The organism is Streptomyces sp. NPDC098101 (assembly GCF_044760185.1).
Lineage (GTDB): Bacteria > Actinomycetota > Actinomycetes > Streptomycetales > Streptomycetaceae > Streptomyces.
In genome coordinates this window covers 1,252,328-1,273,756 of sequence record NZ_JBIWAS010000001.1, presented here as the reverse complement: position 1 = coordinate 1,273,756, position 21,429 = coordinate 1,252,328, and the positions used below count along the sequence as shown (strand labels likewise).

Here is a 21,429-nt window from a genome sequence, read left to right as displayed (position 1 = left end):
CCGGGCCGCGCAAGGGGACAGTAAGCCAGTTCCCCCTCTGTTGTCTAGACCAAAGTAACCGCCATGACAACGTTTGCCCGGATCCCTCCACGTCTCAACTCGGCGTATTGAGATGGCACTTGCCAACCGCTAAGGTCTAAACCAATTCTTTCGCACGGCGTGGCGTCTGACCAGCGCCACGGCACGTCCGGCCGTCCGTGCCGTCCGCCGCCGCTCCCTTCGCCGGGGGTCGCCGCGTGCTGCCCGCCGGCCGGGGAGGAGCGCTCCCCGCCCCGGACCTCCTCCCCCGACTCCCGCCCCTGGAGGGACCCATGACGACCCCCGCCCCGCACCGCCCGCCGCGCCGCCCTCATCTGTACCGGGCGGCCTCGGACCTGCCGTACTTCAGCGCGGACGGCGAGTCCTACCTCGCGCAGACCACCCTGCGGGAGCTGAGGAAGTCGCGGCCGCTGCGGGTGCTGTCCGAGGAGGACTTCGCGCACTGGCAGACGTACGGCTACGTCGTCGTCCGGGAGGCGGTCCCGGCGGAGGCGGCCCGGCGGCTCCTGGACTTCGCCTGGGACTTCCAGGGGCTCGACCCGGAGCGGCCGGACACCTGGTACGAGGACCGGCCGTTCCGCTCCGAACTCGACCGCCAGCTGCACGTCTACGGCTTCGTGGAGGCGTACCACCACCAGCTCCTGTGGGACAGCCGCCAGTCGCAGCGGGTGTACGACGCCTTCGTGGACGTGTGGGACTGCGAGGAGCTGTGGGTCACCCAGGACCGGCTCAACCTCAACCCGCCCAACATCGGGAACCGCGACCGCGCCCTGATCGAGCCCACCGACCGGGGCTTCGACATCGAGCTGCACTGGGACATCGACACCACGCTCGGCGTGCCGCCGCAGCGGGTGCAGGGGATCATCGCGCTCAACGAGACCCGGCCCGAGTCGGGCGGGTTCCAGTGCTGCCCGGAGCTGTTCCGGCGGTTCGAGGAGTGGAAGGTCGGCCAGCCCGCCGACCGGGACCCGCTCCGGCCCGCCGCGGACCGGGCCGAGTACCCCGTCGTCCGCCCCGACCTGCGCCCCGGCGACCTGCTCATCTGGAACGGGCTCCTCGCCCACGGGGTGGCCCGCAACACCTCGGAGGACCAGGTGCGGGCCGTCCAGTACCTGTCGATGATGCCCGCCCTGGAGGAGCACGAGCGGCTGCGGAGGTCCCGGGTCGACTCCTGGCGGCACCTGCGCACCCCGCGCTGGAACCGCACCCTGGTCGGCGACCCCGTGCGGCACGAGTCCGAGCGCTACCCCACGGCCGTCCTGAACGAGCTGGGCGGCCGGCTGCTCGGACTCACCTCGTGGAAGGACCGCGACGGGCACGGGAGCAAGGACGGGGAGCCGTCGTGCGCCGCGTCTGCCTGACCCTCCCCACCGACCGGGCCTGCGCCGCGACCCTGCGGGCGGTCGCCGAGGAGGCCGCGTACGGCGCCCGGCACTTCGGCGTCGAGGTGCGCCTGCTGGTCCTGGACTCCTCCGGACCCGCCGCCCTCGCCGCCCACCGGGAGGCGGTGGCCGCGCTGCCGCCGGAACCCGGCGTGGTCGTCCACCACTTCGACGAGGACGAGCAGCGGGACTTCCTGCGCCGGGCGGTCGCCCGGTCCGGGGTCGCCGAGCCGGACCGGGTGCTCGGCCTGATGCTGCCGTCCGGGGTCTCCTACGGGGCCTGCACCAACCGGGCCTTCCTGATCGCGGAGGCCCTGGGCTGCGCCTCGGTGCACCGCAGGGACTCCGACAGCCGCTACCAGTACCTGGACGGGAAGCCCGTCTTCCCGATCCACCACGAACTGACGGCGCTGGGCCGGCGGGCCGCCGACGTGGCGGGGGCCGTGTCGCGGAGCAGGCTCGACCCGGCGCTCGCGGACCGGCCGGTGGCGGTGGTCGGCGGCTCGTTCGTCGGCGAGATGTCCGTGGACGTGGCGGAGATCCGGGCCCTCGACCCCCTCGTGTACGACGACCTCGTCGGCCTGACGGTCCCGGCCGGGTATCCGGAGGTCTGGCGGCGCAACCTCGTCGACGAGGCGTTCCGGGGCGCCGGGACCGCCGCGTTCACCGGGGACCTCACCACGCTCACCACCGTCGGCCCCACGCGCGTGGACATGTGCAACGTGGCCTTCGCGCGCGGGGTGTACGGCCGGGTGCCGCTGCCGCCCGCCACCGACACCATCGGCAGCGACTACTTCCTCCTCCACCTGGTGCACGGCGCCCGGCTGCCCGGCGTCCTGCACAACCGGCACATCGTCAACTTCCACACGCCCGAGCGCCGTTCGGACGCGGGCTTCCTCGCGTACCAGCTGCGGCTGACGAAGTTCCTGCTCGCCGTCCCGCACCTCCAAGCCGTGTACGCCGGGGCGGCGGCGGCCGGTGACGGGCTGCTGGACGGCGACGGGCTCCTCCGCGCCTCCGCCGTCGCCGCGCTGGTCGGGGACGGCACGGGGATCGATCCGGTGGAGAACGGCGAGCGGTTCGACGTGGTCGAGCGCTCCTACCGCAAGCTCGGCGGCCGGTACGCGGCCGCCGCCGACGTCCTCGCCGCCCGCCGCGAGCGCCTCCTCGACGAGGCGCGGCGGGACATGGCGGACTTCGCCCTGCTCCTCGACGCCTGGGCACCCCTGGTCCGCGCGGGCGCGGAGCGTCCCCCGTCCCCGAAAGGCACCGCATGAGCCGCCGTCCACGGTCCCTCCCCCGGCCCGGGGCGGTGGCCGCCCCGTGACCGCGTACGAACGGGACCTGCCGCGCCCGGCGAGGACCCGTACCGTCACCGTCGCCCACGCGGGCGGCGCGGAGCGCCGGGGCCCGGTCACGATGGGCCAGGCCAACATGATCCGGTGCATGGTGCGGGACGAGCCCGAGCACATCAACATCCACGCCGTGTGGCCGGTGCCCGCCGGGACCCGGACGGACGCGGTGATCGACGCGCTGCGCGCCCTGGTCGTACGGCACGAGGCGCTGCGCACCACGTTCCCGCACGCCGAGGGGGCCGTGCCCCGCGAGCAGGTGGTGGCGGCCGGGGGCGAGTTCACGGTCACCGTCCTCGACCACGACGCGCTCCCCCCGGACGCCGGACGGTACGCCGACGCCGTGGCCCGCCGGGCCCGCGTCGAACGCTTCCGGCTCGACCGGGACTTCGGCCTGCGGATCTCCCTCGTCACCGCGGCCGGCTCGCCGGTCTTCGTCGCGCTCGCGGCGAGCCACGCCGTGACGGACGTCAGCGCCCTCGCCGTCCTGGAGGAGGACTGGCTGGCCCTCCTGACCGGCGAACCCTTGCCGCCGCAGAGCGCCTTCACCCCGCTGGAACTCGCCGCCGAGGAGGCGACCCCGGCCGGGCTCCGGAAGTCGGCGGCGTCGCTGCGGTACTGGGAGCGGATCATCCGGACCGGCCCGCAGGCCATGTGCGACGGGCCGGGCGCCGAGGGCACCGAGGCCGACACGCCGGAGGTGACGCTCCGGTCCCTGCGGGGCGCGCGGGCGCTCGCCCGGGTGGCGGAGCGCACCGGCGGGCTGCCGTCCACGGTGCTGCTCACGGCCTGGTGCGCGCTGGTCGCCCACCGGACCGGCCAGGACGTCTGCGTGGCCGCCGTCCCGACCTCCAACCGGTTCCACGACCGGCTCGCCCGCTCGGTGAACACCGTGTCGCAGGACGCGCTGCTCGCCCTCGACGTCCGGGTGCCGTCCTTCGACGCGCTGCTCGCCAAGGCGTGGGGCGCGGCGCTCGACGCCTACCGGCACAGCCGGTTCGACGCGGTCGCCCTGTGGGAGATGATCGACCGGACGACCTTCGAGCGCGGCAGCCGGTTCGCGCGGGACGTGGTCCTCAACGACGTGAGCGCGCTGTCGGAGGCCGGGGGGACGGAGCCGGACGGGCCGGACCTCGCACTGGGCCGGGGCCCGTCCCAGGTCCTGCCGACCCGGCTCCTCGCCTTCGTGCACGAGACGGCGCCCCTGCTGCGGATCGGCCTGTGGGCCGACCCCGCGCTGTTCGCCCCGGACGAGGCCGAGGGGTTCCTGACCGGTCTCGTACGGCTCCTGGAGGCGGCCGCCGAGGGGGACGTGCCGCTCGCTTCGCTGACCGGGGTGACCGGGGTCCGTCCGGTGGAGCGCGGCCCGGACTGGATCCGGGTGGACGGCTCCTGGGTCTCGCCGCCGGCCGTGGCCGATGCCCTGGGCGGCGCCCTCGGAGGCGTACCCGTGCACGTCGCGGCGGACGGGTCCGGGGAAGGCCTCACCGCGTTCGTCGCCTCCGGCGGCGTCCCTCCGACCCCGGCGGAGGCCCACGCGGCGCTGATGCGCGTCCTCCCGGGCCGCCCCGGGGTCCTCGCCCCCCGCCGGTACGTGATCGTCCAGGGCCCGCCGGAGGAGGCGGACCGGACGGACGCGTGGCTCCGGCGGCACATCCTCACCGAAGGGAACGGCCGGACTCCGGCGGATCCGACATGACGACGAACGACCTGACGACGCACGACGCGCCCGGGGAGCCGGAGCCCGGCTCCCCGCCCAGCCCGTGGCGTTCGAGCCGCTTCCGGCTCTTCTTCACCGCCCGCAGCACCTCGCTGCTCGCCGACGGCATGTTGATGGTCTCGCTGACCACCGCCGTGCTCGGCGCGGGGTACGGGGCCTCCGGCGTGGGGTACGCGCTGGCCGCGTGGATGGCGCCGATCGTCCTCCTGGTGCTCTTCGGCGGCGTCCTCGCCGACCGGTTCACCCCGCAGGTGATGATGGTCGGCGCCGACGTGGTGCGCATGGTGGCCATGCTCGCGCTCGCGGGGCTGCTCGCCCTCGGGGACGTACGGCTGTGGCACGTCATGGCGCTGCTCGCGGTCAGCGGCGCGGCGACCGCGATGTTCCAGCCCGGACTGGCGAGCCTGGTGCCGCGGGTCGCCGAGGACATCCAGCGGGCCAACGCGCTGCTGCGGATCTCGGAGTCGATCTGCACCCTGCTCGGCCCCGGCCTCGCCGGTCTCCTCGTGGCGTACTGGGACGTGGCGGGCTCCTTCCTGGTGATCGCGGCGTTCTACGCGTGCAGTGCCCTGGGCCTCGCGCCGCTGCGGAGGCTCGGCACGGCCCCGGACGGGACCGACGAGCCGATCTGGCAGCGGCTCGCCACGGGCTGGCACGAGTTCCGGTCCCGTTCCTGGCTGTGGGGCGTCATCGCCGTGTGGGCCGTCTACGGCCTGTTCGTCTTCGGTCCGGCCCTGCCGCTGGGCGCCGCGCTCCTCACCGAGCAGCACGGCGCCGACGGGTACGGCTGGATCGCCTCCGCCGACGGCGCGGGCACGATCGTCGGCGGGCTGCTCGGGATGCGGGTGCGGCCCCGGCGGCCGCTCGTCGCGGGCGCGTGCGCCATGTTCTTCTTCTCCCTCAACCCCCTGGCCCCCGCCCTGGGCTGGTCGTTCGGGCTCACGGCCGCCACCGGCGTCCTGGCGGGCTGCGGGTTCGCCTTCTGGGGCGTCATGTGGGCGACGAGCGTGCAGTCGCACATCCCGCTGGCCGTCCTGAGCCGCGTCTCGGCCTACGACGTCGCCGGGTCCATCATGGTCATCCCGGTGGGCCGGGCCCTGGCCGGTCCCGCGGCCGAGTCCGTGGGCGCCGACCGGGTGCTGCTCTTCTCGTCCGTCATGGGCCTGGTGTGCATCGCGGTCATGCTGGCCGTGCCCGCCGTCCGGGCGCTGCGCCGGGCGCCGGAGAAGTCCTCCGGGGCGGAGCGGGCGGTCGCGGACGGCTGAGCGGCGGGGTCCCGGCTCCGGACCCCGGGTAAACAGATGTGCGATTGTCGTACGCGCGTGATAGTCACTACCTCCACGGGGCGAGTGATCACTGCCCGCCCCGTTCGTACGGAACAAGGGGTGGGGACATGGCGTTGCTCCGTGGCTGGGGGCTCACGCTGGGGAAGAGGGCGGGCCGGCCCGTCGCACGGCTGGAGAAGGACTCGGACGATCCCGAGGTGCTCCGCCTGAAGGGGGCCGCCGCCGCGGCGGACTGGGCCACCGTGCGGGAGGTGCTCGAAGCGCGTCCCGAGGACGAGGGCCGGACGGACCTCCTGTGGACCGTCTGCGACACCGCCGGGGTCGAGAAGTGGATCACCGGGGTGATCGAGGCCGAGCCGGGGGCGGCGCTGCCCCGGCTCGTGGCGGGGCTCCGGCACGTCAGCTGGGGCTGGGAGGCCCGGACCTCGGCCCGCGCCAAGGACGTCTCGCGGGAGCAGTTCGAGGTCTTCCACGAGCGGCTGCGCACGGCCGAGCGGTGGCTGTACGAGGCGGCCGAGATCGAGCCGGGCTGGGCCTCGCCCTGGTACTGCCTCCAGGTCAGCGGGCGCGGTCTGGAGGTCGGGCAGGAGGTCGCGCGGCGCCGGTTCGAGGCGACCGTGCGGCGCGCCCCGCACCATCTGGAGGCGCACCAGCAGCAGTTGCAGCAGGTCTGCCGGAAGTGGGGCGGTTCGCACGAGGAGATGCACGCCTTCGCGCGCACGTCCATGCTGAACGCCCCGGGCGGCACCCTGCTCGGCCAGCTCGTCGCGGTCGCGCACCTGGAGGAGTGGCTCTCCCTCGACTCCGGTCCCGACGCGACCTACATCCGCCGGCCCGAGGTGGCGGCCTCCCTGAACGAGGCCGCGGACCACTCGTACCGGCACCCTGACTTCGTCCGCCGGGGCGGCTGGGTGCAGGTGCTCAACAGCTTCGCCATGGCCTTCTCGCTCGCCGGGGACCGCGAGGCCGCCCGGGAGTGCTTCCGGGCCACCGAGGGACGGGTCAGCGAGTTCCCCTGGTCCTACCTGAACGGCTCCGACCCCGTCGCGGCCTACCGCGAGCGGCGCTCGGCGGCCGGTCGCTGAACCGGCGGGGCGACCGGGTTCCGCACCGGGCCTGCGGCTGTACAGGACATCCCTGTCCGTTCAGGCCCCCTGTCCGTACGGGACCGCTGTCCGTCCAGGACCGTCGTCCTCGCAGGGCCGCCGTCCTTACAGGACCGCTGTCCGTACGGAACCGCCGGTCGTAGAAGGCCGGCCCGTCGCCCCCTCCCCCACTTCCCTCCCTCCTTCCTCCCTCCCGCCCGTCGTCGCGGGCGCGTTCACCGAAAGACTTCACCGGGTGTCTCCTTCCGAGTCAGCGCACACCTTCCAGGTCGACCTGCGCGGTCTGGTCGACCTGCTCTCCCACCACCTCTACTCCAGCCCCCGCGTCTACCTGCGCGAGCTGCTCCAGAACGCCGTGGACGCCATCACGGCCCGGCAGGCGCTCGACCCCGACGCGCCCGGCGCCATCACGGTCCGCACCGGTGACGTCCTCACCGTCACGGACACCGGCGTCGGTCTGACCGAGGCCGACGTCCACCGCTTCCTCGCCACCATCGGGCGCAGCTCCAAGCGGACCGCCGACGGCGCCCTGGACGGGGCCGGGCTCGACGCGGCGCGCGGGGAGTTCATCGGCCAGTTCGGCATCGGCCTGCTCGCCTGCTTCGTCGTGGCCGACGAGATCACCGTGGTCAGCCGGTCCGCGTCGGACCCGTCGGCGCCCGCCGTCGAGTGGCGCGGCCACTCCGACGGCCGCTACACCATCCGGACCCTGCCCGCCGCGGAGGTGCCCGAGCCGGGCACCACCGTCCGGCTCGTGCCGCGCGCCGACAACGCCGAGTGGACGAGCCCGGGGCAGGTCGTCTCCCTCGCCCGGCACTACGGCGGGCTCCTGCGGCACGAGGTCACCGTCGTCGACTCCCGGGGCGAGGAGCACCGGATCAACGAGGCGCCGCCGTGGGAGCGGAGCCACCGCTCCCCGCTGGCCCGCCGCGAGGCCCTCACCGCGTACTGCCGCGACCTGTTCGACTTCACCCCGCTCGACAGCATCGAGCTCGACCTGCCGGCGGCCGGTCTGCGCGGCGTCGCGTACGTGCTGCCGACGGCCGTCAGCCCGGCGCAGCGCGCGGGGCACCGGGTGCACCTCAAGGGGATGCTGCTCACCGACAAGGCGCCCGAACTCCTCCCGGAGTGGGCGTTCTTCGTGCGCTGCGTGGTCGACACGACCAGCCTGCGGCCCACCGCGTCGCGCGAGTCGCTGTACGAGGACGGCACGCTGTCCGCCGTACGGGACGCCCTGGGCGACCGGATCCGGGACTGGCTCACCGGGCTCGCCGCCAGCGACCCGGCGCTCCTGCACCGCTTCATCGACACCCACCACCTCGCGGTCAAGGCGCTCGCCCGCTACGACGACGAGCTGCTGCGGGTCGTGCTGCCGTGGCTGCCGTTCGAGACCACCGACGGCAACGTGACCCTGGAGGAGTTCGTACGGACCCACCCGACGGTCCTGGTCACCCGGAGCGTCGAGGAGTTCCGCCAGGTCGCCCCCATCGCGGCGGCCGCCGGTCTGGGCGTCGTCAACGGCGGCTACACCTACGACCGCGACCTGGTGCACCGGCTGCCCGAGATCCGGCCGGGCACGTCCGTCACGGACCTGGACCCTGCCACGGTCACCGCGCACCTGGACGCCGTGGACCCGACCGCCGAGCTGCGGGCGGCGGGCTTCCTCGCGGTCGCCCGGGAGACGATCGCCGTCCACGACTGCGACGTCGTGCTGCGCGACTTCCAGCCGGTCACCGCGCCCGCGCTGCTCCTGGACAACCGGGAGGCGCGCCACGAGCGGACGCGGGCGGGCCTGGCCGCCGACAGCGACGGCCTGTGGGCCGACATCCTCGGCTCGCTGCGCCACGAGACGCCGCGCGCGCAGCTCGTCCTGAACCACCTCAACCCGCTGGTCCGCCAGGCGATCACGATCGACGAGCGCGGGCTCGCCGTGACGACCGCCGAGGCCCTCTACGGCCAGGCGCTGCTGCTCAGCCGCCGTCCGCTGCGGGCGAGCGAGAGCGCCCTGCTCAACCGGGCCTTCATCGGCCTGCTGACCCACGCCATGCACCGTCCGGACGCGGCGGCACCCGGCTCCGAGCCCCGGAAGGAACTGTAGATGCTGGACACGCCCGAGGCCGTCGTCGAGGCGCTGCGCGAGAACCACGACTGCCCGCACGGACTCCAGCGGACCGTCACGGCCGAGGAGCTCGTCGAGGCCGCCGAGGTCTTCGACGAGCCCGACACCCTCGTCACGGCCCTCCTGGAGCTGATGACGGCGTACGAGTTCACCGGCGAGCAGCGCAAGTCCCCGGTGGTCTTCGCCCGGCTGCTCAAGCTGTGGGACACCGCTCCGAAGTCCTTCAGCCAGTGGGAGGCCCACCAGGTCTTCTGGCGGTTCAAGTGGGTGACGACGTCCCTGCTCCAGGTGCCGGAGATGCCCCTCGACACCGTGCGGGGCTGGATCGACACGATGCGGAAGCGGTACGAGGAGGCCGGGCACGGGATGCAGCCGGTGGCGGCGATGCGCCACCACGTGGCCGCCCACACCGGCACGGGCGTCGAGGACGCCTACGACCTGTGGGCCACCCGGCCCCGTACCGAGCTGAGCGACTGCGAGGCCTGCGAGACCCGGCACCACGCCTGGCACCGGGTGGCGGCGGGCGACGACGCCGGGGCCCTCGACGTCTGGCGGCCCGTCCTGGAGGGCGAGCAGAGCTGCAGCGAGGAGCCGCAGATGAGCCAGGCGCGCGCCCTGCTGCCGCTGCTGCGCCTGGGCCGTACGGACGAGGCGCGCTCCCACCACCTCACCGGCTACCGGCGGGTCCGGGGCGGCACCGGGGCGCAGCACGAGGTCGGTCTGCACCTGGAGTTCTGCGCGCTCTCACGGAACGAGGGCCGGGGCCTGGAGGTCCTCGCGGAGAACCGTCCGCTGTTCGAGGCGACCGGCGCGCCGCTCGACCGCCTGGGCTTCCTGACCGGCGTGGAGGTGCTGCTCGCCCGCCTGGTGGAGGACGGGCACGCGGAGACGCCGGTGGCGGGGCCGCCGGGGCGGAACTGGACCGCCGGGGAACTCCTCGGCCACGTCCGCGCCGAGGCGGACCGGCTCGCCGCCGCCTTCGACGCGCGCAACGGCACCACCGCCGTCGGGGACCGGCGCCGGGAGCGCCTGGCCCGGCGCCCGCTGCTCGACGAGCCGCTGCCGCTCGGCCTGCGGACGGCCGCCCCGGCCCGCACCCCCGCGGGTACGGCCCCGGCGGCCGCCGTCGCCGGCGGTTCCGGGGCGCCCGAGGTCCCCGGGGACTTCGTCGCCCTGGTGACCGAGGCGCGGCGGCTGGCCCGCCTCGGCCACCCCGGGGACACCCGGCTGTGGTCCCGGATCGCCGAGCGGCTCGCGGACGGCTCGGCCCCGCAGGACGACCGGGTCGGGCCGGAGGACCTGCTGCGGGCCGAGCTCGCCGAGGAGCGCGCGTACCGGCTCAGGCAGCGGGACGAGGACACGGAGGGCGGCGCCGAGTTGGAGACGGCCGCCGGGCTCTACGAGGAGCTGGGGATGCCGTGGCAGGCCCTCGCCGCCCGGGCGAAGGCCCTCGCGTGGACGACCGGCGAGGACGACGCCGACGCCGGGCGCGACGAGGCGGCCCGGGTCCGGTTCGAGGGGATCCTACGCGAGGCGGAACGGCTGCGGGACGAGGCCCCGCTGACCGGTGAGGAGCCGGGCGACGCCGAGCGCGCGGCCGGTGCCGACGCGGCGGCGGACCGCGTCCTCGCCCACCTCACCGTGCTGTACTCCGCCGCCTACGCCGCCTATCAGGAGGTGATGCGGCGGGAGCCGGAGGAGCCCGGTCCCGCCGCGGAGCGGTTCGAGCGGGCCGTGGGGGCGCTGCGCGCCGAGGCGGAGCGCCTGGGCGTGCCCCACCACACGGCCAACGCGCGCCAGTTCGTCGCGGACGTGGCCGGCCGCCGGGGCGACGTCGCCCTCGCCGAGGCGGAGCTGCGCGCGGCCCTCGTGGACGTCGAGGCCTCCGACCGGCCCTGGCGGGGCTCGCGGCCGCGCGCCCTGCTCGCCCAGATCATGCTGTCCCGGCAGGAGCCGGCGGAGGCGGCGGAGCTGCTGCACCGGGCGCTCGCGGACGCGGTGCGGTACGACGACGCGGACTTCCCGCTGGCTCCGACGTACTCCCTGCTCGGTCACGCGTCCTCGCACCTCGGGGACCACGCCGGGGCCGTGCGCCACCTCTCCGAGGCGGCCGCGCGGTTCGACGCGGACGGGGAGCACGAGGAGGCCGCGGGCGTACGGCTCCAGCTGGCCGACGTCCTGGTGGAGTCGGGGCGGCAGGCGGACGCCGTGGCGGTCCTGGAGTCGCTCCTGTCCGAGGAGTCGGCCGCCGCCCTGGACGAGCGGATGGTGGCCCAGATCCGGCTGTCCCTGGCGCGGGGGCTGCGGGAGCTGGAGGAGTACCTGCCGTCGGCGGAGGAGTTCCTGCGGCTGGCGGGCACGGTCTCCGGGTGGGAGGACGACGCCCCGATCCGCACCCTGGTGACGGCGGACACGGCGATCGCGCTGGCGCTCGCCGACCGGTGGGAGGCGGCGGACACCGCGTACGAGCGGGCCTTCGCCGCGCACGCGGAGGCGCCGAACCCGCCCCTGCTCGCGCGGATGACGCGCGAGTTCGCCCGTCTGACGGCGGCGGCCCGGGGGGCCGAGGGCGTGGAGGACGCGCTCGCGCACCTGGTGCGGGGCGACGCGGTCCTGGACGCCGTGCCGGCGGACACCGAGTCCTTCGCCGTCTGGTACGAGCGCGGCGAGGTGCACTACCGCAGGGCCAGGGTCCTGACGGAGGCGGAGCGCTTCGAGGAGGCGCTGGCCGAGGCGGAGGCCGCGATCGGCGTCCACGAGGAGGGCGGCGAGCACGGCGAGCTGCCGAGGGCCGAGGCGGTGCGGTTCGCCGCCCTGGTCGAGGGGAACGGGCTCGGCCGGACGAATGAGGCGATCGCCCGGCTGACGACGGCGGCGGCGCGCTGCCGGAAGGCGGGCCACCCCGAGGCGGCGCACGTCCTCGACGCCCTGCGGGGGGAGTACCTGGCCCGGCCCCGGGGCTGAGCCCCCGGGGCCGGGTGACGGTGGACGGGCGGCCGCCGGGTCGCCCGTCCGCCCTCCTACCGGGTCACCGTCCACTTCTGGTTGGCGGTGCCCCCGCAGGTCCAGATCTGGAGCCGGGTGCCGTTGGCGGAGCTGTTGCCGGTGGCGTCCAGGCACTTGTTCGCGCGCGGGTTCACCACGTCCCGGGCGTCGTTGGCGACCCAGCGCTGGGCCTCCGTGCCGTTGCAGTCCCACAGTTGGAGGGGCGTTCCGTCGGCGGTTCCTGCGGAGGTGACGTCGAGGCACTTGCCGAGCGCGCGAATGGTGCCGTCCGTGCCGACGGTCCACCGCTGGGCGGCGGTGCCGTTGCAGTCGTAGAGCTGGACGGGGGTGCCGTTCGCGGTGTTGGCGGCGGCGACGTCGACGCACTTGCCGCCGATCCCGGTGATCGGTCCGCCGCCGGCCGGGACGTCGGAGGTGGTGACGCGGACGTGGTCGACGAGGAGCTGGCTCGGGAAGGGGGTCGAGCCGTTCGGGTCGCCGGGCCAGTAGCCGCCGACCGCGAGGTTGAGGATCAGGAAGAAGGGCTTGTCGAAGACCCAGGTCCGGCCGCCGAGGTCGGCGGGCGTGCGGGTCTGGTACACGTTGCCGTCCACGGACCAGGTGATCCGGCCCGGCGACCAGTCGACGGCGAAGGTGTGGAAGGCGTCGGCGAAGGCCTGTCCGCCGGGCAGGGTGTATCCGGCGCCGATGCCGCCGGAGCCCGAGTAGCCGGGGCCGTGCAGGGTGCCGTGGACGGTGGAGGGCTCGAAGCCGACGTTCTCCATGACGTCGATCTCGCCCGAGTTCGGCCAGCCGACCTGGCCGATGTCGTTGCCGAGCATCCAGAACGCGGGCCACATGCCCTGGCCGCGCGGCACCTTCATGCGGGCCTCGACGCGGCCGTACCGGGTGGTGAACTTCCCGGAGGTGTTGAGCCGCGCCGAGGTGTACTCGCACCGCCCGTACCAGCACTGGTAGTTGCCCGGGTTCTCCTTGCGGGCGGTGATGACCAGGTGGCCCTGGCCGTCGAGCGCGGCGTTGCGGTTTCCGGCCGTGTAGTACTGCCGCTCGTGGTTGTTGACGTTGTCGCCGGTCTCGATCTGCCACTTGCTCCCGTCCACGGCGGCGCCCGCGGGGCCGTCGAAGTCGTCGGAGAAGGTGACGGCGGCCGCCCCGGCGGCGGGCTGGAGGGCGGCGGGGGCTCCGGCGGCGGGCGCGGCTCCCCCGGCGGGGCCGGCCGAGGCCGCGGGGCCGAGCGCCGTGACGGCGAGGGCCAGGGCGAGGGCGGACAGGGCGGAGGACAGCGTGCGCCGTCGTGCGCGGGAGGAGGTCATGGCTCTCTCTTCCGTCGGGTGTGGGGGGACGGCGCCGTGGACGCGCGCCATCGATGCATGTCAGGTACATGACACACATGAAGACGGACCGCTTCGCCGCCCACCTGATTTAAGAAGTGAAGGAAGGGGGCGTCAAGAGGTGTGACCGCGCGAGCGGTCCGGACTCCGTACGATTCCCCTCGTTGCCATTCGTACCTCTTAAGGAGACTTCCATGGCCCAGGTCACGCTGAAGGGCAGCCCGGTGCAGGTCAACGGCGCCCTGCCGGTTCCCGGCAGCCAGGCGCCCGACTTCACGCTCGTCGCCGAGGGTCTCGCCGACAAGTCGCTGAAGGACTTCGCCGGCGTGCGCAAGGTCCTCAACATCTTCCCGAGCGTCGACACCCCGACGTGCGCCTCCTCCGTTCGCGCCTTCAACAAGAAGGCCGGCGAGCTGGAGAACACCGTGGTGCTCTGCATCTCGGCCGACCTCCCCTTCGCGCAGGCGCGCTTCTGCGGTGCCGAGGGCCTGGAGAACGTCAAGAACCTCTCGACGCTCCGGGGCCGCGAGTTCCACACCAACTATGGCGTGGAGATCGCGGACGGGCCGCTGGCCGGTCTGACCGCCCGCGCGGTCGTCGTCCTCGACGAGAACGACACGGTCCTGCACGCGCAGCTCGTGGGCGAGATCGCGGACGAGCCCGGCTACGACGAGGCGCTCGCCGTCCTGAAGTAGTACCCCGGCGGCCCCTGAGCGGGAGCCGCCACCCCGGAGGGGGCCGTCACCGACACCGGTGGCGGCCCCCTTCCGCGTACGCGCTCATCCCCCCGAGCAGTCCGGGCACAGTCCCCGGTACGTCACGTCCGCCTTCTCCACGGCGAAGCCGAAGCGCTCCTCCGCCGGCAGGACGGCCAGCGGGTCCCCCGTCGGGCGGACGTCCCGGATGAGCCCGCAGCCCGAGCAGACCAGGTGCTGGTGCGCCCGGTGCGCGTTCGGGTCGTAGCGCTTGGCCCGTCCGTCCGTGGAGAGCTCCACGACCTCCCCCAGGGCGACGAGCTCGCCGAGGGTGTTGTAGACCGTCGCCCGCGCGATCTCCGGCAGCCGTGCGACGGCGCGCGCGTGCACCTCGTCCGCCGTGAGGTGGACGTGGTCGCCGGTCAGGACCTCCGCGACCACGCGCCGCTGGGACGTCATCCGCCAGCCGCGGGATCTCAGCCGTTCCAGCAGGTCGCTCATATCGGTTCACCTCTTCGACTCGGCACGGGCCCGTGGTGACCGGTGTGCGGCCGGTGCTCCTCGGACAGGATCTGGCGTTGTTCTTGACTTGGACAAGGTCCATTGTAGGATCGGTTCCGTTAATGGCCAAGGGACAGGAAGACCTCAGCGCGGCGGGAGATCCGATACGTGACGGCTCTCCGGGCACGGCCCGGCCGCTCCGATCGCACTTCCTGAGCACTGTTGTCCGCCAGGTCCGGAAGGATTCCGATGTCTGAGAACCGCGTGCCCGAGAACGAAGCGCCCGAGAACCACGACGCGATCGTCGTGGACGCGAAGCCGGCCGAAGCCGGGGGCGGTTGCCCGGTCGCCCACGGCCGCGCCGCCCACCCGACCCAGGGCGGCGGGAACAACCAGTGGTGGCCGAACCGGCTGAACCTGAAGATCCTGGCGAAGAACCCCGCCGTGGCCAACCCGCTGGGCGAGGACTTCGACTACGCCGCGGCCTTCCGGAACCTCGACCTGGCGGCCGTCAAGCGCGACATAGCCGAGGTCCTCACCACCTCCCAGGACTGGTGGCCCGCCGACTTCGGCCACTACGGCCCCCTGATGGTCCGGATGGCGTGGCACAGCGCGGGCACGTACCGCATCAGCGACGGCCGCGGCGGCGCCGGGGCCGGTCAGCAGCGCTTCGCGCCGCTCAACAGCTGGCCGGACAACGTCAACCTGGACAAGGCCCGCCGCCTGCTCTGGCCGGTCAAGAAGAAGTACGGCCAGAACCTCTCCTGGGCCGACCTCCTGATCCTCACCGGCAACGTGGCCCTGGAGACGATGGGCTTCGAGACCTTCGGCTTCGCCGGCGGCCGCGCGGACGTGTGGGAGCCCGACGAGGACGTCTACTGGGGCCCCGAGACCGTCTGGCTGGACGACAAGCGCTACACGGGCGACCGCGAGCTGGAGGAGCCCCTCGGCGCGGTGCAGATGGGCCTCATCTACGTCAACCCCGAGGGCCCGAACGGCAACCCGGACCCGGTCGCGGCGGCCCGCGACATCCGGGAGACCTTCCGCCGGATGGCGATGAACGACGAGGAGACCGTCGCGCTCATCGCCGGTGGCCACACCTTCGGCAAGGCGCACGGCGCCGGTCCGTCGGAGAACGTCGGCGACGACCCCGAGGCCGCGCCGATCGAGGCCCAGGGCTTCGGCTGGGCGAACTCCCACGGCACCGGCAAGGGCGGCGACACGATCACCAGCGGTCTGGAGGTCACCTGGACCACCACCCCCGCGCGGTGGGGCCACGACTTCTTCAAGCACCTCTTCGAGTACGACTACGAGCTCTCCAAGAGCCCGGCCGGCGCCCACCAGTGGGTGGCGAAGGACGCCGAGGCGATCATCCCCGACGCGCACGACCCGTCGAAGAAGCACCTCCCGACGATGCTCACCACCGACCTGTCGCTGCGCTTCGACCCGGCGTACGAGCAGATCTCGCGGCGCTTCTACGAGAACCCGGAGCAGTTCGCGGACGCCTTCGCCCGCGCCTGGTACAAGCTGACCCACCGTGACCTGGGTCCGATCTCCCGCTACCTCGGCCCGGAGGTCCCCTCCGAGGTCCTGCTGTGGCAGGACCCGCTGCCGGAGCGCGAGGGCGAGCTCCTGGACGCGGCGGACGTCGCCTCCCTCAAGGAGCGGATCCTCGCCTCGGACCTGACCGTCGCGCAGCTCGTCTCCGCGGCCTGGGCCTCGGCCTCCTCCTTCCGGGGCAGCGACAAGCGGGGCGGCGCCAACGGCGGCCGCATCCGCCTGGAGCCGCAGCGCAACTGGGAGGTCAACGACCCGGAGCAGCTGGCGCAGGTCCTCCGTGTCCTCGAAGGCGTCAAGGCCGCCTTCGACGCCGAGGGCGACAAGAAGGTCTCGATCGCCGACCTGGTCGTGCTCGCGGGCTCCGCCGCCGTGGAGAAGGCCGCCAAGGACGCGGGCTTCGACGTCGAGGTGCCGTTCGCGCCGGGCCGGGTGGACGCCAGCCAGGAGCAGACGGACGTGGAGTCCTTCGCCGCCCTGGAGCCCAGGGCCGACGGCTTCCGCAACCACCTCGGCAAGGGCAGCAGGCTCCCGGCCGAGTTCCTCCTGGTCGACCGGGCCAACCTGCTGAACCTGAGCGCCCCCGAACTGACGGTCCTCGTCGGCGGTCTGCGCGTCCTGGGCGCCAACCACCAGGGCTCGAAGCACGGCGTCCTGACCACGACCCCGGGCACCCTGACCAACGACTTCTTCGTCAACCTGCTCGACATGGACACCATCTGGCGTCCGGTGGCCGGTGACGCGGACCTCTTCGAGGCCCACGACGCCGCGACGGGCACGGTCCGGTGGACCGGCACCCGCGCCGACCTCGTCTTCGGCTCCAACAGCGAGCTGCGCGCGCTGGCCGAGGTCTACGCGAGCGACGACGCGAAGGAGAAGTTCGTGAAGGACTTCGTCTCCGCGTGGGACAAGGTGATGAACCTGGACCGGTTCGACCTCGTCTGACCCTCCCCCGCCCGCGGCCGGACGACGCCCCCCGTCACCCGGCCGCGGCACGTCCGGCCCGGACGGCGCCCCCCGCCGTCCGGGCCGGTCCCGTTTTTCCTCCGGGGTGCGGCGGGCACGGCCACGGCGCACGCTGGGTACGAGACGCGGCCGGGTCCGGAACGACGGCGGGTCCCCGGGCGACCGCGTCCGGCGGCCCCGCCGTCCGGGCGCCGGACACTTCCAGCACCCGAACCGGAGACAGACCATGAAGGACCTCACATTCGAGCAGAAGCGCCCCGTGTCACGCCTCGAGGCCGCCGAACAGCTCATGGAGCTCGCGACGGCCCTGAAGGAGGGCGGGGAGGTCGAGTGGAACATCGGCCACGGCACGCTGAGCCTGCGCGTTCCCGACGAGCTCCACAGCGAGATCGAGGTCGAGATCGGGGAGGGCAGGGTCGAGCTGGAGATCGAACTGGAGTGGTCGACCGCCCGGCACCGCCCGGCACCGCCGAAGCCCCCGGCGGGAGCGGAGGAGAAGGAGGCGAAGGCGGCACGGCGCAAGAGCGTCGCCCCCAAGCCCAAGCCCAAGCGCGCCGCCACCTCCACCGGCAGCGGCACCCGCAGGACCGCCTCCGCGAAGCGTTCCGCCGCGACGTCCTGACCCGGTACGCGGGTGCGCGCACGACCCCCCGGTGTTGCAATGGGAGGCGACGCCCACCCGGCCGGACGCACGGGGCCGCTGGATCACAGGCCTGTCGCGCATCCGGGACGGACAACCACCCGACGAGGAGTCGCCATGAGCGTCGACGACACGTCCGACGGCACGCCCGAGATGGGCCCCGTCGACTACCTGGTCCTGGAGTTTCCCGGCAACCGGATGACCGGCGAGGGGCTGGCCCATCTGCTCGACCTGGTCGACCGGCACGTCATCCGCGTCCTCGACCTCGCCTTCGTGCGCAAGGACGTGGACGGCTCCGTCGTCGCGCTGGAGATCGCCGACCTCGACGGGGACGGGGAGCTCGACCTCGCCGTCTTCGACGGGGCGTCCTCCGGCCTGCTCGACGAGGACGACCTGCGGGAGGCCGCGGCCGCCGTCGAACCGGGCAGCTCGGCCGGCGTCATCGTGTACGAGAACCTGTGGGCCGCGCCCCTGGCGGCGGCGCTGCGGCGCGGCGGTGCCCGCATGGTCGCCGGCGGGAGGATCCCCGCCGAGGACCTCCTGGCCTCCCTGGAGGCCGTCGAGGCCGAAGCGGGCTTCTCCTCCTGACAGCCCTCCGAGCACAAGGAGTTCCGTCATGCCCGGACTTCTGCGCGGCGTCGCCCGCACCGCGGTCATCTCCGGCACGGCCACCGCCGTGTCCAACCGCGTCTCCCGCCGTCAGGCCGGCCGCTGGGCGCGGCAGGAAGAGGAGTGCGCCCCTCAGCCCCAGCAGAGTTACGCGGCGGCGGCGCCTCCTCCGCCTCCGGCCGCGACGCCGATGGACGCCAAGATCTCCCAGCTCCAGCAGCTCGGCCAGCTCAAGGACCAGGGAGTGCTGAGCCCGGAGGAGTTCGAAGCGCAGAAGAGCCGCATCCTCGCGTCCTGAACCGGACGGGCGCCGGGCGGGGTGCGGGCGCGTCGGACGGGGGCCGCAGTCGACCCTGAGGAGGCCGGATGTCGGGCCATGCCGACGGTCCCGCCCGTCCCGGGACGCGGGAACGGCGCCGGCGCGCCACGTCGTTCCGGCGGCCCGGGCGCGCCGTGCGCAGGGACCTGTCGCAACTGCTGTGCGCGGTCGCCGGTCTGGGCCTCGGACTGCTGGCCCCGCTGGTCACCGGAGGTCCGCGGGTGGACGCGGGCCGGGTGGTCAGCGTGCTGTTCACCCTGGGCTTCGGCGTCATCAGCCTGGTGAGCATCATCTATTCGGTGCTGTTCCTGGTCGTGCAGTTCTCCGCGAGCACGTTCACCCCCCGCCTCGGTCTGTTCCGTCACGAACCGGTGGTCTGGCGGACGTTCGCCTTCACGATCGGCCTCTTCGTCTTCTGCATCACCTCGGGCCTGGCCATCGGCTCCCGGGAGAGCGTCTCCGTCTTCGTCCCGTGCGCGGCCGTGCTCCTCACCCTGGTCGCGCTCGGCCTGATGCGGACCCTGCAGATGAGGGCGTTCGACTCGATCCAGCTCGGCCACTCGCTCAGCGCGATCGCCACCCGCGCGCACAGCCTGTACGACGGCCTGTACGTCCACCCGTACGCACCGCCCGGAACGGACACCACCGCCGATACGAGGACGGGCACGAGTACGGGCACGGGCACGGAGGTGCGCTGGACGGGGCCGCCGGCCGTGCTGCAGGGCATCGACGTACCCGCCCTCCTGGACGCCGCCCGGGAGCACGACCTCTCGGTCGTCTTCCGCGTGGCCCCCGGCGCCACCTTGACGGAGGGCACGGTGATCGCCCGGGTGACCGGGGACGAGGCACGGGCGGCGCTCCTTCCCGGGTTCCTGTCGACGGGGGTGGAGCGCGCCTTCGACCAGGACCCCGAACTGCCCTTCCGGCTCCTCGCCGACATCGCCCTGCGCGCCCTGTCGCCCGCGGTGAACGATCCGGCCACGGCGGTGGAGGTGCTGGACCGCCTGGAGGACCTGCTGGTCCGCCTCGCCGGCCGGGACCTGGCCGTCGGCCGGTTCCACGACTCCGCCGGACGGCTCCGGGTGGGCGTTCCCGTCCCGGACTGGGAGCGCTACGTCCGGACCGCCGTCGACGACGTGCTGTTCGCCGCCACCGGGTCCCCGATGGCGCTGCGCAGGACCCGCGACCTCCTGCGCACGCTGCTGGAGCGGGCCCCCGAGGAGCGGCGGGCCGTCCTGCTCGACCGGTTCCGGTGGGCCGAGCGGACCGGCGCGGAGGCGTACCCGCTCGTCTGGACGGACGGCGCCGGAGCGGGCCGGGAGGGGCCCTCGGCAGGACCTCCGCATGGCACTCCCGGATGAGGGGACCGAGAATGGGAGGGCCGGACGGGATCTCCCCGACGGGCCGGACAGGATCTCTCCGGCGGGCCGGACGAAATCTCCCCGGCGCCGCTCCCGGAGCACGGCAGGGACCCAGGTGATGCGCATGTGTCGATGGCTCGCGTACTCGGGCACACCCGTACTGCTCGACACCATCCTGTACAAGCCCGCGCACTCCCTGATCGACCAGAGCCTGCACTCCAAGCTCGGCGTGGAGACCACCAACGGCGACGGGTTCGGGGTCGGCTGGTACACGGAGGGCGTCGAGTCCCCGGCGCTCTTCCGCGAGATCGGTCCCGCCTGGAGCAACCGGAACCTGCGGGAGCTGGCGGACCACGTCAGCTCGCCGCTGTTCTTCGCGCACATCAGGGCGTCGACGGGGACGGCGGTGCAGCAGTCGAACTGTCACCCGTTCCGGCACGGCCGCTGGATGTTCATGCACAACGGCGCCGTCGCGGAGTTCCACCGGGTGCGCCGCGCCCTCACGCTGCTCGTCGACCCGGCGCTGTACGCGGACCTCGAAGGGACGACGGACTCCGAGGTCATGTTCTACCTGGCCCTCACCTTCGGCCTCGACCGGGACCCGCCCGCCGCCGTCGCCCGGATGGCGGGGGTGGTGGAGCGCGTCGGCCGCGAGCACGGGGTGGAGTTCCCCCTGCAGATGACGCTCGCCATCACCGACGGCGAGCGCCTCTGGGCCTTCCGCTACTCCAGCGAGCGCGCCTCCCGGTCGCTCTTCTACAGCAGCCGGGTGGAGGCGCTGCGCCGACTGCACCCCGACGTCACGTTCCTGCGCGGCGCCTCGGAGCAGACCCGCCTCATCGTCTCCGAACCCCTGGGCGACCTGCCCGGCGCCTGGAACGAGGTGCCGGAGAGCAGTTACGGCGTCGTCCAGCCGGGCGGCGACGAACTGCATCCGTTCGCGCCGACGGCGGCGTGAAAAGGGGCAGCCGCCCTGCGCGACGGGGCCGACTCGCATCGCGGAGGAACAGTGGAGGAACGGCCCGACGGGGATTCGCCGACCGGGCGACTTCTACGCCTCCTGGCAGGACACGGCTTTCCTCGCGGGCAGTTCGTACCGACTGCCGGAGGCGGCCCGGCGGCTGAGCGGCGCCGACGAGTTGTTCTACCACGCCTGGTTCGGCTCCTCGGCCGACCAGTGGCTGAACGCCCCGGTCATGACGCCGGACGCGCCGGTGCTCCGGGTCGGGCTGCCGGACCGCGTGCCTACTACCCCTGCCCCGTCGCCGACGTGCGCGAGGTCGGCTCGTACCGGCTGCCTGAGGCGGCCCGGCGGCTGAGCGGCGCCGACGAGTTGTTCTACCGCGCCTGGTTCGGCTCCTCGGCCGACCAGTGGCTGAACGCCCCGGTCATGACGCCGGACGCGCCGGTGCTCCGGGTCGGGCTGCCGGACCGCGTGCC

The 21,429-nt window shown here is 73.8% G+C and carries 16 protein-coding genes; 14 read left to right on the top strand and 2 right to left on the bottom strand.

The features are described 5' to 3' along the window. The first annotated feature begins 311 nt into the window (after positions 1-311). From ACIQVI_RS05150 to ACIQVI_RS05120, 7 genes are all read left to right on the top strand, one after another. Complete coding sequence (locus ACIQVI_RS05150) at positions 312-1,400, top strand: phytanoyl-CoA dioxygenase family protein (RefSeq protein WP_403591216.1); 1,089 nt, start codon at positions 312-314, stop codon at positions 1,398-1,400. Then, complete coding sequence (locus ACIQVI_RS05145; RefSeq protein WP_403591213.1) at positions 1,382-2,698, top strand: DUF6271 family protein; 1,317 nt, start codon at positions 1,382-1,384, stop codon at positions 2,696-2,698. The genes ACIQVI_RS05150 and ACIQVI_RS05145 overlap by 19 nt, the downstream gene beginning before the upstream one ends. Positions 2,699-2,744: 46 nt before the next feature. Then, positions 2,745-4,472 carry a condensation domain-containing protein gene (locus ACIQVI_RS05140; RefSeq protein ID WP_403591211.1) on the top strand — a complete coding sequence of 576 codons (1,728 nt, stop codon included), beginning with the start codon at positions 2,745-2,747 and terminating at the stop codon, positions 4,470-4,472. After that, a complete protein-coding gene (locus ACIQVI_RS05135) occupies positions 4,469-5,758 on the top strand; it encodes an MFS transporter (protein WP_351971993.1) in 1,290 nt (429 codons plus the stop codon). The genes ACIQVI_RS05140 and ACIQVI_RS05135 overlap by 4 nt, the downstream gene beginning before the upstream one ends. Positions 5,759-5,886: 128 nt before the next feature. Next, positions 5,887-6,864, top strand: coding sequence for a hypothetical protein (locus tag ACIQVI_RS05130; RefSeq protein WP_403591208.1), 978 nt, complete (start codon positions 5,887-5,889; stop codon positions 6,862-6,864). A 256-nt stretch (positions 6,865-7,120) separates the two neighbouring features. Continuing rightward, complete coding sequence (locus ACIQVI_RS05125) at positions 7,121-8,983, top strand: HSP90 family protein (RefSeq protein WP_351971995.1); 1,863 nt, start codon at positions 7,121-7,123, stop codon at positions 8,981-8,983. Further along, positions 8,984-11,968 carry a hypothetical protein gene (locus ACIQVI_RS05120; RefSeq protein WP_403591205.1) on the top strand — a complete coding sequence of 995 codons (2,985 nt, stop codon included), beginning with the start codon at positions 8,984-8,986 and terminating at the stop codon, positions 11,966-11,968. A gap of 56 nt (positions 11,969-12,024) precedes the next feature. Here ACIQVI_RS05120 and ACIQVI_RS05115 read toward each other — a convergent pair whose 3' ends face one another. Then, positions 12,025-13,323 carry a ricin-type beta-trefoil lectin domain protein gene (locus ACIQVI_RS05115; RefSeq protein WP_403591202.1) on the bottom strand — a complete coding sequence of 433 codons (1,299 nt, stop codon included), beginning with the start codon at positions 13,321-13,323 and terminating at the stop codon, positions 12,025-12,027. Between the two features lie 212 nt (positions 13,324-13,535). Here ACIQVI_RS05115 and tpx point away from each other — a divergent pair, with 212 nt between their 5' ends. Next, on the top strand, positions 13,536-14,036 hold the full coding sequence (gene tpx, locus ACIQVI_RS05110; protein ID WP_121829256.1) for a thiol peroxidase: 501 nt from the start codon (positions 13,536-13,538) through the stop codon (positions 14,034-14,036). Positions 14,037-14,120: 84 nt separating this feature from the next. Here the strand turns inward: tpx and ACIQVI_RS05105 are convergent, their stop codons facing one another. Further along, on the bottom strand, positions 14,121-14,537 hold the full coding sequence (locus ACIQVI_RS05105) for a Fur family transcriptional regulator (RefSeq protein WP_351972579.1): 417 nt from the start codon (positions 14,535-14,537) through the stop codon (positions 14,121-14,123). Positions 14,538-14,786: 249 nt separating this feature from the next. Between ACIQVI_RS05105 and katG the strand changes: the two genes are divergently transcribed. From katG to ACIQVI_RS05075, 6 genes are all read left to right on the top strand, one after another. Further along, positions 14,787-17,039: a catalase/peroxidase HPI gene (katG, locus tag ACIQVI_RS05100; protein WP_403591199.1), complete on the top strand. Its 2,253-nt coding sequence runs from the start codon at positions 14,787-14,789 to the stop codon at positions 17,037-17,039. A 247-nt stretch (positions 17,040-17,286) separates the two neighbouring features. Further along, positions 17,287-17,682, top strand: coding sequence for an amphi-Trp domain-containing protein (locus ACIQVI_RS05095; protein ID WP_351972581.1), 396 nt, complete (start codon positions 17,287-17,289; stop codon positions 17,680-17,682). A 135-nt stretch (positions 17,683-17,817) separates the two neighbouring features. After that, complete coding sequence (locus tag ACIQVI_RS05090; RefSeq protein ID WP_351972582.1) at positions 17,818-18,288, top strand: DUF6325 family protein; 471 nt, start codon at positions 17,818-17,820, stop codon at positions 18,286-18,288. A gap of 28 nt (positions 18,289-18,316) precedes the next feature. Next, the gene (locus ACIQVI_RS05085) at positions 18,317-18,607 is read left to right on the top strand and encodes an SHOCT domain-containing protein (RefSeq protein ID WP_403591195.1); all 291 of its coding nucleotides are present in this window, start codon (positions 18,317-18,319) and stop codon (positions 18,605-18,607) included. Between the two features lie 68 nt (positions 18,608-18,675). Then, positions 18,676-19,989 (top strand): DUF2254 family protein, encoded by a 1,314-nt coding sequence (locus tag ACIQVI_RS05080; protein WP_403591192.1) that lies wholly within the window; start codon positions 18,676-18,678, stop codon positions 19,987-19,989. Between the two features lie 124 nt (positions 19,990-20,113). Next, a complete protein-coding gene (locus ACIQVI_RS05075) occupies positions 20,114-20,947 on the top strand; it encodes a class II glutamine amidotransferase (RefSeq protein ID WP_403591189.1) in 834 nt (277 codons plus the stop codon). Positions 20,948-21,429 lie beyond the last annotated feature (482 nt).